This is a genomic window from Dolichospermum sp. LEGE 00240, from assembly GCF_015207875.1.
Lineage (GTDB): Bacteria > Cyanobacteriota > Cyanobacteriia > Cyanobacteriales > Nostocaceae > Dolichospermum > Dolichospermum gracile.
Map to the genome: position 1 here is coordinate 1 of NZ_JADEVZ010000114.1, position 10,025 is coordinate 10,025.

10 protein-coding genes are annotated in these 10,025 nt (G+C 39.8%); 6 read left to right on the forward strand and 4 right to left on the reverse strand.

Annotated elements, in window-relative coordinates; translation table 11 throughout:
- The first annotated feature begins 498 nt into the window (after positions 1–498).
- Positions 499–1,788: a phosphopyruvate hydratase gene (gene eno / locus IQ226_RS23330; RefSeq protein ID WP_193899357.1), complete on the forward strand. Its 1,290-nt coding sequence runs from the start codon at positions 499–501 to the stop codon at positions 1,786–1,788.
- Positions 1,789–1,911: 123 nt separating this feature from the next.
- On the opposite strand, the gene argC is transcribed toward eno, so the two are convergent.
- Positions 1,912–2,970 carry an N-acetyl-gamma-glutamyl-phosphate reductase gene (gene argC / locus IQ226_RS23335; protein ID WP_193899359.1) on the reverse strand — a complete coding sequence of 353 codons (1,059 nt, stop codon included), beginning with the start codon at positions 2,968–2,970 and terminating at the stop codon, positions 1,912–1,914.
- A 142-nt stretch (positions 2,971–3,112) separates the two neighbouring features.
- On the opposite strand from argC, the gene IQ226_RS23340 reads away from it, so the two are divergent.
- Positions 3,113–3,478, forward strand: a complete 366-nt coding sequence (locus IQ226_RS23340) for a ScaI family restriction endonuclease (protein WP_193899375.1) — start codon at positions 3,113–3,115, stop codon at positions 3,476–3,478.
- Here the strand turns inward: IQ226_RS23340 and IQ226_RS23345 are convergent.
- Entirely contained in the window at positions 3,473–4,234 is a 762-nt protein-coding gene (locus tag IQ226_RS23345; protein WP_228039634.1) for a site-specific DNA-methyltransferase, read from the reverse strand. The two genes, IQ226_RS23340 and IQ226_RS23345, sit on opposite strands and share 6 nt — an antisense overlap.
- 389 nt (positions 4,235–4,623) lie before the next feature.
- Here IQ226_RS23345 and ribBA point away from each other — a divergent pair, with 389 nt between their 5' ends.
- From ribBA to IQ226_RS23365, 4 genes are all read left to right on the forward strand, one after another.
- Positions 4,624–6,297 (forward strand): bifunctional 3,4-dihydroxy-2-butanone-4-phosphate synthase/GTP cyclohydrolase II, encoded by a 1,674-nt coding sequence (ribBA, locus tag IQ226_RS23350; RefSeq protein WP_193899363.1) that lies wholly within the window; start codon positions 4,624–4,626, stop codon positions 6,295–6,297.
- 421 nt (positions 6,298–6,718) lie between these two features.
- The gene (gene upp / locus IQ226_RS23355; protein ID WP_193899365.1) at positions 6,719–7,369 is read left to right on the forward strand and encodes a uracil phosphoribosyltransferase; all 651 of its coding nucleotides are present in this window, start codon (positions 6,719–6,721) and stop codon (positions 7,367–7,369) included.
- 76 nt (positions 7,370–7,445) lie between these two features.
- Complete coding sequence (locus tag IQ226_RS23360; RefSeq protein WP_193899367.1) at positions 7,446–7,781, forward strand: hypothetical protein; 336 nt, start codon at positions 7,446–7,448, stop codon at positions 7,779–7,781.
- Between the two features lie 98 nt (positions 7,782–7,879).
- A complete protein-coding gene (locus tag IQ226_RS23365; protein ID WP_193899369.1) occupies positions 7,880–8,158 on the forward strand; it encodes a YggT family protein in 279 nt (92 codons plus the stop codon).
- A 59-nt stretch (positions 8,159–8,217) separates the two neighbouring features.
- Here the strand turns inward: IQ226_RS23365 and IQ226_RS23370 are convergent, their stop codons facing one another.
- Positions 8,218–8,649 (reverse strand): hypothetical protein, encoded by a 432-nt coding sequence (locus IQ226_RS23370; RefSeq protein ID WP_193899371.1) that lies wholly within the window; start codon positions 8,647–8,649, stop codon positions 8,218–8,220.
- Positions 8,650–9,351: 702 nt separating this feature from the next.
- A complete protein-coding gene (locus IQ226_RS23375) occupies positions 9,352–9,969 on the reverse strand; it encodes a Uma2 family endonuclease (protein WP_193899373.1) in 618 nt (205 codons plus the stop codon).
- Positions 9,970–10,025 lie beyond the last annotated feature (56 nt).

Consider the following 10,025-nt stretch of genomic DNA (forward strand, 5'->3'; position numbering starts at 1 on the left):
CTGATTCTCTTGTATTTAAAAGTTTGCAAACCTTTACAGAGATAGAGTTTTCGGCTTTTATGGTTTAGATTTATCGGCATTAAATTTTGGTAATTTTAGTTGTGACCATAAAAGAGACGAAAGAGCCACATTAACTTGACTATGGATATTGTCAGCGTTAGAGCATTGTTACTGAAAGTATTTATACTATTTTTTACATTCATATAATATACAACTGTCTGTCTTCTTGGGCAACTATACGGTTAAAGGCTTAAAAAAAATTAATCAAGTAGTCAGGTAAAGCAATTTATACATTCATTAGCATTCCCCAGGTTATGGATAATGCCACGTTGCGCTATCAGAAACTCATCAACTTTCCTGTGAGTTGACTCAAACTCGGAAATCTTCTTTAATGTCAGCCGATTTTCCCCCAGAAACACATAAACTAGCGATTGGGTTATTAGTAAACTGTAAAGGTTGAACCCTGACGACATACTCAAAATCAAGGACAAACCACGAATGACTAAATTTCTAGACACCGCTATTGAAGCCATTGTCTCCCGCGAAATCCTCGACTCACGGGGAAGACCTACCCTAGAAGCGGAAGTACATTTAGCTGGTGGTGCAGTCGGACTAGCGCAAGTTCCTAGCGGGGCTTCTACAGGCACATTTGAAGCCCATGAACTGCGGGATGGGGATAAAAGCCGTTATGGTGGTAAAGGAGTCCTCACGGCGGTAAAAAACGCCAATGAGATATTAGCACCCAAATTATTAGGGTTAGATGTCCTCAACCAAGAATTGTTAGACCGGACAATGATTGCTACAGATGGTTCTTCTAACAAATCTAACTTAGGTGCAAATGCCATTTTAGGTATTTCCTTAGCAGCAGCTAAAGCAGGTGCAGCAGCTTTGGACATTCCTCTGTATCGCTATTTAGGTGGACCTTTGGCGAATTTACTTCCTGTACCCTTGATGAATGTGATCAATGGTGGAGCGCACGCATCTAATAACGTTGACTTTCAAGAGTTTATGATTGTCCCCATCGGTGCGCCTTCTTTTAAAGAAGCTTTGCGTTGGGGTGCGGAAGTATTCGCCACTCTTAGCAAGGTGTTAGATGATAAAGGTTTGCTGACAGGTGTGGGTGATGAAGGTGGTTTTGCACCTAATCTAGAATCTAACCAAGTGGCTTTAGAATTGTTGGTAGCTGCAATTAAACAAGCTGGTTATAAACCTGGTGAAGAAGTAGCTTTGGCTTTAGATGTGGCTGCTAGTGAATTTTACAAAAATGGACAATATGTTTATGATGGTAAACCCCATGCACCAACTGAGTTTATTGATTATTTAGCGGAATTAGTTGACCAATATCCGATTGTATCTATTGAAGATGGTTTACATGAGGAAGATTGGCAAAGTTGGCAATTACTAACTCAGAAAATCGGCTCAAAAGTACAATTAGTAGGTGATGATTTATTTGTAACTAACGCCACCCGCTTACAAAAAGGCATTGAACAAAAAGCTGCTAACTCGATTTTGATTAAGTTAAATCAAATCGGTTCTCTAACTGAAACTTTGGAAACCATTGATTTAGCTACTCGCAACGGTTTCCGTTCAGTTATTAGCCATCGTTCTGGTGAAACTGAAGATACAACAATTGCTGATTTAGCTGTAGCTACTCGCGCAGGTCAAATTAAAACCGGTTCTCTATGTCGTAGTGAACGGGTTGCTAAATACAATCGTTTACTGAGAATTGAAGATGAATTAGGCGATCGCGCCGTCTATGCTGGTACTGTTGGTTTAGGACCAAAATAGGTGACAGGTGACAGGTGACAGTAAAAAGAAGGTAAGAGGTGAAAGAAAGATCATATTTCTTGCCTGTTCCCTATTTCCTATTCCCTATTCTCTGTCACCTGTCACCTGTTCCCTGTAACCTAATTAAGGATAAAACCCAACTTTAGGTAATCCCAAAGTTTCATCCCAGCCTAGCATCAGGTTCATACATTGAATTGCTTGTCCGGCTTGACCTTTAATCAGGTTGTCAATGGCTGACATGACGATAACACGACCAGTGCGGGGATCAACTTCTATACCAATGTAACAAGAATTACTGCCACACGCCCATTTTGTTTGGGGATAAGTACCACTATTGCAGATTTTCACCCAAGGGGAATTACGGTAAAAGGCGTTATAGATGGTAATGAGGTCATCACGGACTAAACCAGGGTCACGCATATTGGCGTAGACAGTGGCTAAAATCCCCCGCACCATTGGAATGAGATGGGGTGTAAATTGGATTTTCACCTCATGTCCTGCCAAGTCGCTACATATCTGCTCAATTTCTGGGGTGTGGCGGTGTCTACCGACGTTATAAGCACCCAGTGAGTTATCAGCTTCGGCTAACAATAGGTTAATTTTACCTTGTCTGCCGCCTCCAGATGTGCCGGATTTGGCATCAATGATGGCTGTTTCGGGGACTATTAACCCTTGTTTTAACAGTGGGGAAAGTGCCAGTAAACTGGCTGTAGGATAGCAACCGGGACAGCCAACTAGATTTGATTCAGCAATGCGATCGCGGTACAATTCTGGTAAACCATATACTGCTGTTGCTGCTGTCAAGCGATCGCTTCTTTCTGTACCATACCAATCTGTATAAGTTTTCAAATCACCAAAGCGATAATCAGCACTCAGATCCAGGACTTTACAACCTTTTTCTATAAGTTGAGGGGCAATTTGGCAAGCTAATCCATTCGGTAAAGATAAAAATACCACTTCACAACGACTAGCAATAACTTCCGGTTCTACCGCCTCAATGGGCAAATTCACTATATTAGCGAAATGTGGGTACAGGTCAGCAAAGGATTTACCCGCGCTGCTTTCACCACCTAAATAAACAATTTCCACTTCAGGATGATCCATCAGCAGTCGGACTAGCTGCACTCCGCCATACCCTGACGCGCCAACAATTCCAACTGGTACGCGTCTTAAATTTCCCATGATCTTAAATCCTTATCCACTTTTAGTTATCTATTATCAGTCATCAGCCGTCAAGCTAGTAGCTAATTACTGATGACTTTATTATTGAACTTTCGCTGCATTGTATAGCAAAGACCATCTTTTAGCGTACCTGTAATCACAAATATCTTCAGAACAAGATACTACAGAAAAAGATGTAGTTTATATCCCCGATGATAGTTTTTCTATTGAAATTAAAACATCTTCTAGTCCTCGTAATATTTTTGGTAATAGGAGTTATGCTCAAAAAAGCACTACTGGTAAAACCAAGAAAAGTAAATCAGGGTACTATCTTGTGATTAACTTTGAGAAGATTGAGAAGAAAATACAACCAATTGATAATCTATCATTAGTCAATCCCAAAATCAGACTTGTACGCTTTGGCTGCATAGATCAAAAAGATTGGCAAGGACAGGAATCTGAAACTGGACAACAAGTAAGTATAAGTCCTGATGTCAAGAAATTTAAATTAATTCAGTTACCTTTATAAAAGTAGTGATAATTGCTCTACTCTACTATTTTTCTCACTCAAAAAAGTTTCAATTCTATTAGCCGCAATATCACAATAATCTTGACGAATTTCAAAACCAATGACCAGACGATTTAAATTTAAAGCTACCATAGCGGTAGTACCTGAACCTAAAAATGGATCTAGGACAATTTGATTTTGATTAGAAGATGCTGTAATTATTCTTTGAATAACAGCAGATGGGAACTGTGCTGGGTGTGGTGTTCGTTCTTTTGAAGAGCGGTTTTGTCCAGAAGTTACTTTTGGAAATTCCCAAACATCAGTGGGATTTTTACCTAAAGGATTAACTCTGATTTTTCCATTCTTTTTTTGATTGGGATATTTAACATTAGGATCACGAATATCATCAAGATTAAAAGTATAAGCTTCTGAATTTTTCACATACCACAAAAATTTTTCATTTCTAGGTGAAAAGAACTTACTTCCTGCCACACCAGCGCCATAATTCCAAACAATTTCCTGAATTAAATAAAAAGGAATTTTATCCCAAGGCAAATAGGAAATAGGAATTGCTTTAGCACGATTTTTAATGAATAAATAACCTAAATTTAGCCAAAAAGCTCCATCACATAAAGTCAGACGATAAACTTCTGTTATCCATTTTTCACACCAATTTATATAATCGTCCAATGGTAATAAATTTTCATATTCCTTGCCAATATTATACGGCGGACTTGTGACAGTTAAATTAATTGATTCATCTGGTAAAATTTTCATTGCCTCTAAACAATCTAAATTGTAAATGAGACAATTAGACGCTTGAAAGTAGGGTTTACCTAGTAATTTACTTATATCATGGAAATTCATAGCTTAATAATCTGTATATACGGGACTCTAAACTATTAATAGTATATATGAACTATTTTATTGTCAAGTAACAGTTTAAGTAGGTGAACGGAAAAAAACCGAAATATGTAACGAAAAGTAAAATCGCCCAAACCCTCTTCACCCTTGCCTCTTGCCTCTTGCCTCTTGCCTTGTCATAACGACGATTTTCAATGCTAACCTACTTAGTTATCGCAGAAAATCCCTAATTCCCATAAACAAGCTACAATTTACAATAAGAAATTGTTAAAAAACTTTACGTTGATAGCTGGAAATTTTCTGTGTCACAGTCTAATATTACCCAAACCTTTAAATTTGATTCTATTGATGCCGCTTTGGCCGATCTCAAAGCAGGTCGTATCATTGTTGTCGTAGATGACGAAAATCGAGAAAATGAAGGCGATTTAATTTGCGCCGCCCAATTTGCCACCCCGGACATGATCAACTTCATGGCTGTAGAAGCCAGAGGGCTGATTTGTTTGGCAATGACAGGCGATCGCCTCGATGAACTAGACTTACCATTAATGGTCAGCACACTCACGGATACTAACCAAACCGCCTTTACAGTTAGTATTGATGCCGGACCCCATTTAGGCGTTAGCACCGGTATTTCCGCCGAAGACCGCGCCCGGACGATCCAAGTCGCCCTCAACCCAGGCACCAAACCGGAAGAATTACGCCGTCCAGGTCATATCTTTCCCCTGCGGGCTAGACCGGGAGGTGTACTCAAACGGGCGGGACATACAGAAGCCGCTGTAGACCTATCCCGACTAGCGGGACTGTATCCAGCCGGTGTAATTTGTGAAATTCAAAACCCCGATGGTTCAATGGCGCGATTAAATCAGTTAGTCGAATATGCCAAAAATCATCACCTAAAAATTATTAGCATTGCTGATTTAATCAGTTATCGTCTCCAAAACGATCGCCTGATATATCGAGAAATCGTTACCAAACTACCCAGCGAGTTCGGTCAATTTGATATTTACGGCTACCGTCACACCCTAGATAGGACAGAACACGTCGCCATTGTCAAGGGAGATCCAGCAAATTTCCGAGATGAAGCCGTAATGGTGCGAATGCACTCGGAATGTTTAACAGGAGATGCTTTAGGATCTTTGCGTTGCGACTGTCGGATGCAATTGCAAGCCGCATTAAAAATGATTGAGGATGCGGGTCAAGGTGTCGTTGTTTACCTGCGTCAAGAAGGACGGGGCATAGGCTTAGTTAATAAGCTGAAAGCCTATTCTTTACAAGATATGGGCTTAGATACCGTCGAAGCCAATGAGCGTTTAGGGTTTCCCGCTGATTTGCGTGATTATGGCATGGGAGCGCAAATGCTCATGGATTTGGGCATCAAAAAAATCCGTCTTATTACCAATAATCCCCGAAAAATCGCTGGTGTCAAGGGTTATGGCTTAGAGGTAGTAGATCGTGTTCCCCTCTTAATTGAGTCTAATGATTTTAATTCCTATTACCTAGCTACCAAAGCCAAGAAATTGGGGCATATGCTGTTACAAACTTATCTGGTAACAGTAGCGATACATTGGCAAGATCAACCGGAATCCGTCACCGAACGCTATGAACGACTAGAGAAAATACGGCATTTATCAAAAAATCAGCATTTATTGTTACAGGAAGAAGCCCGTCCCTTGGGAATCGCTTTATTTGATCAACCATCTTTAACTGTGCATTTGGGTTTTGATCAAGCGAATATTGCTGAATCCAATTGGTATCAACAAAAAGGTCATCCTTACCTGCAAGCAGTTTCCCAGATTTTAGATGAAATCGCCACTTTACCCTATATTCAGAAAATGGAATTTCTGATTGCGACGGGTAGCGATCCTTTGAGTAATTTACAGGTACAATTAGACAGGCAAACTTTCTCTGATGGTGTCTTACCTTCATCTTTACAAGATAACTTGCACACACAGCACATTTACAGTTTTAGTAAGTAGGGGTTGCTGAATAAGTCTTCTAGTGAAGGAAGGTGACAGGTGCTACGCCACGGGGACAGGTGCTAGTACCGCAAGGCGTTCGTCAAAAGTCAAAAGTAATATGGCGTAAGCTTTTTAGCGATTGAGAATAGTTGTTTTATTTACGCCGTGCTGTACTAGTAGTCTGTCAAATAAATTTTGACGGATAAAGGAATGAACCACGAAGACGCGAAGAACACGAAGGAAGGAAGAAGGAAAGAAGGAAAATTTATTTACCCGTCAATTAGTTCTTGACAGACTACTAGTCTGCCCCTACCTTCTTCTTTCCTTTTTCTCCTTTCTTCTTCCTGACTCCTAACTCCTGACTCCTGACTCCTGATTCGGTGAATTCTGCTATGATGTTCCAGTAAAAAGACAATTATCCAGCCGCCCCTTTCTAGCTATGACGCAACAACTCCGTGTTTATGTTCCACCTCATCCTTTAATTCAGCACTGGTTGGGAGTTGCTCGTGATGTAGCTACGCCATCTGTATTATTTCGTTCTGCTATGACTGAGTTGGGTAGGTGGCTAACTTATGAGGCTGCTAGGGAGTGGTTGCCGACTCAAGAAGCAAGGGTGCAAACGCCTCTGACGACCTGTGCAGCCACTTTTATTAATCCTCAGATACCTATGGCTGTTGTGCCGATTTTGCGGGCTGGTTTAGGCTTGTTGGAGGGAGCGCAGGGTGTACTGCCTTTGGCATCAATTTACCATGTTGGCTTGGCGCGAAATGAAGAAACTCTAGAACCTACTTGTTATTTAAATAAATTACCTGAAAAATTCGCTCCCGAAGCGCGGGTGTTAATTACTGAGCCGATGTTGGCTACTGGAGGCTCTATAATGGCAGTAATGGCGGAATTGACCCAAAGAGGGGTTGATCCGGCGTTAATTCGGATTATATCTGTAGTTGTTGCTCCCCCGGCATTGAAAAAATTGGCTGCTGTCTATCCTGGCTTAATCGTTTACACCGCTACTATTGATGAAACGCTTGATGATCAAGGATATATTGTACCAGGATTGGGGGATGCGGGCGATCGCATTTTTGGAACTTAAGCTAGGATGCCGCTAAGGCTGGAAAATAGCTAAAGTATTGTCAAAGTTGCTTATTTTCGAGAAGACGGTAAAAAATATGAGTCAGCAAGATGGTTTTGCTAGTGGTTTGTTACTGGGGTCATTGATTGGGGGTGTAGTTGGTGGTGTTTTAGGGGCAGTGATTACTTCGCGCTTAGATGCTAAGTTTGCAAATGAAGAGCATGAAGGGTTAACTGCTGGGGAAAATGATGGACAGACAGGGACTAAAAAGCGGCAAATGAGGGCTTCTGGTCATGAAGGTTTGGAAATAGAAGCAACCAGGCGATCGCTCGAAGATAAAATTGCCCAACTTAATGCCACAATTGATGATGTGCGGAAGCAATTAGGTAATGTCAACAGCAACTCATCCCAGGAAGTTAATGAGCATTCTTAAGCTTTCCCTTAGTTATATTGATTGGCTACACAATGCGCCGTGAGCTAAATTAAAATCAATCATGAATCTATGTTTGAGATTTAATAGGAAAGTTACCCATGAATTTACTAATTACAACTCTAGCCACCTTTGTCTCTCTTTACAGCTATTTGCTGATTATTCGAGTCTTGTTGACTTGGTTTCCCACTATTGACTGGTCTAATCAACCATTTGCGGCTTTAAGCCAAATTAGTGATCCTTACCTCAATCTATTTCGTTCCATAATTCCCCCCTTGGGTGGTATGGATTTCTCCCCTATCCTGGCATTTTTGGCACTGAACATAGTTGGTGGTATTTTAGATAGTTTAGCGCGTGCCACCTTGGTACAAGGGTTTTAAGCCCCAAATTCCGATTTTCAATGTAAGGACGTTCCCAGGAAGGAACGTCTCTACAACTTTTATCTTCTGACTCGTCCACTAAATCCAGCAGCTTTAAATTGTTTAAGTTGCAATGGTAATGGCTGATTACTGGGGACAGTGATTCTAAATTCAAAATCACTAACCCCGGGAGGGACTTCGGCGATTAAACCCAGACGGGTACGATTTTGTAAGGTTGAATCACCGTTAGCATCATATACGCGCCCAAAAATATCCGCATCATAAACAGTTTTGCGGGTGCTGTTTTCTGCTTTACCTGTAACGATGAAGCAACTGGCAGCATTTGAACCGCTACTACCTACTATTCCACTGGCGAGTTCTGATGGACATTCGTGGTAGGAAATATTAGATAGTTTAATCTGTGTTAATGCTAAGGCTGTGGGTGTCCATATCCAGGACAGTAACCCCATGAGTCCAGCTATAAAAATTAACTGCATTGAGCGTAACCGCATAAAATACACCTTTGATTGGAAATTTACGAATGTCACGAGTACAATTTTACCTCACGCAGAGGCGCAGAGTCCCAAAGACTAAAATTTCCAGTTATTGATTTTTGGTGTTACATGATATAGATATCAAAGTCTGCTAAAGCTATTTTAGTAATGAATCATAATTAAAACTTATAAAAATATAATAATACTTTTAATATTCATAACTCATTACAATTCAAGTTTAGATTTTCTTAATAATTAATTGAGAATTATTTTTATTTAGCAACGAGCTTGCCATACTTTCGGCGATTTGCTACAATCATGAAGATTTTCATAATCAGGTTCATATTGTCAATTTTATGTCTGTCTGACAATATGATCCTCGAAACCCTCTATTTATAGTCATTTCAGAAATCAGTATCTAGAAATAATACAAAACTTCATAAATTAGCAGCAATTTTTGAGAGAAATTTAGACAAAAATTAGCCAAGAAATTATGGAAGTTGACTGGGAGAAAAATGTACTGTTGACAAATAAGTTAATTTATGGTATTAAGCCATGCGACTTAACGGAAGTTTTCTTACCCAATAATCAATCTAAGTAGGTGAACACAATAAAACCAAACTGTGTAAAGAAACGTAAAATCGCTGAAAACTTCTTTACTCCTGCCTTGCTATGACGACAATTTTCAACGCCAACCTACTTGGACAATTTATGATTTTCTTATAAAGAAGCTTGAAAAATTTGATTTGCGGTCAGATGTAATTCGGGAAAAGTCTGGGAAATAATCCGTTCATCATCTCTAAACTTACTAATTTGATATTCTTCATCAACCAAATTACAAACAGAGATTGTCGGTTGTTTAGGATTACCAATAAAATTCCTGCCACCTAAAGCTGCATAATCTACAATCCAATATTCAGAAATTCCCATTTCCTCATAATCAGCATATTTTAAATGGTAATCATCACGCCAATTAGTTGAGACAACTTCAATTACTAAAGGTATAGATGCACCATTACTGATGATAGATTGTTTTTTCCATAGTTTTTCGTTAGCTAAATTTTCCCGATTTAGCACCAACACATCTGGAAAATAACCAGAATCTTTACCTTCTGGTCTAACTATAACTTGGTTAGGAATACCATAGGGTAATCCAAGCCGTTTGATTTCAAAGGGAATTTCTACACCTAGAAATCCTTTTACTTCTTCGTGTTCTCCTACTGGTTGTGGCATTTCCATGATATTCCCATTATGTAGTTCGTAACGTACCCCAGAATTTTCAGGAAGCCCAGCGACAAATTCTTCAAAGGTAGTAACTTTAAATAAGGTTTGAATCATGGGTGTTGAGTATTGCTGATAATAAAAATATTATAGCAATTGAGGGCGGGGAAACC

Coding starts and splice junctions, on each gene's coding strand:
- argC (WP_193899359.1), bottom strand. CDS start 2,970: ATGGGAAATTTAAGACGCGTACCAGTTGGAATTGTTGGCGCGTCAGGG.
- IQ226_RS23370 (WP_193899371.1), bottom strand. CDS start 8,649: ATGCGGTTACGCTCAATGCAGTTAATTTTTATAGCTGGACTCATGGGG.
- upp (WP_193899365.1), top strand. CDS start 6,719: ATGACGCAACAACTCCGTGTTTATGTTCCACCTCATCCTTTAATTCAG.
- eno (WP_193899357.1), top strand. CDS start 499: ATGACTAAATTTCTAGACACCGCTATTGAAGCCATTGTCTCCCGCGAA.
- IQ226_RS23360 (WP_193899367.1), top strand. CDS start 7,446: ATGAGTCAGCAAGATGGTTTTGCTAGTGGTTTGTTACTGGGGTCATTG.
- IQ226_RS23375 (WP_193899373.1), bottom strand. CDS start 9,969: ATGATTCAAACCTTATTTAAAGTTACTACCTTTGAAGAATTTGTCGCT.
- IQ226_RS23365 (WP_193899369.1), top strand. CDS start 7,880: ATGAATTTACTAATTACAACTCTAGCCACCTTTGTCTCTCTTTACAGC.
- IQ226_RS23345 (WP_228039634.1), bottom strand. CDS start 4,234: ATGAAAATTTTACCAGATGAATCAATTAATTTAACTGTCACAAGTCCG.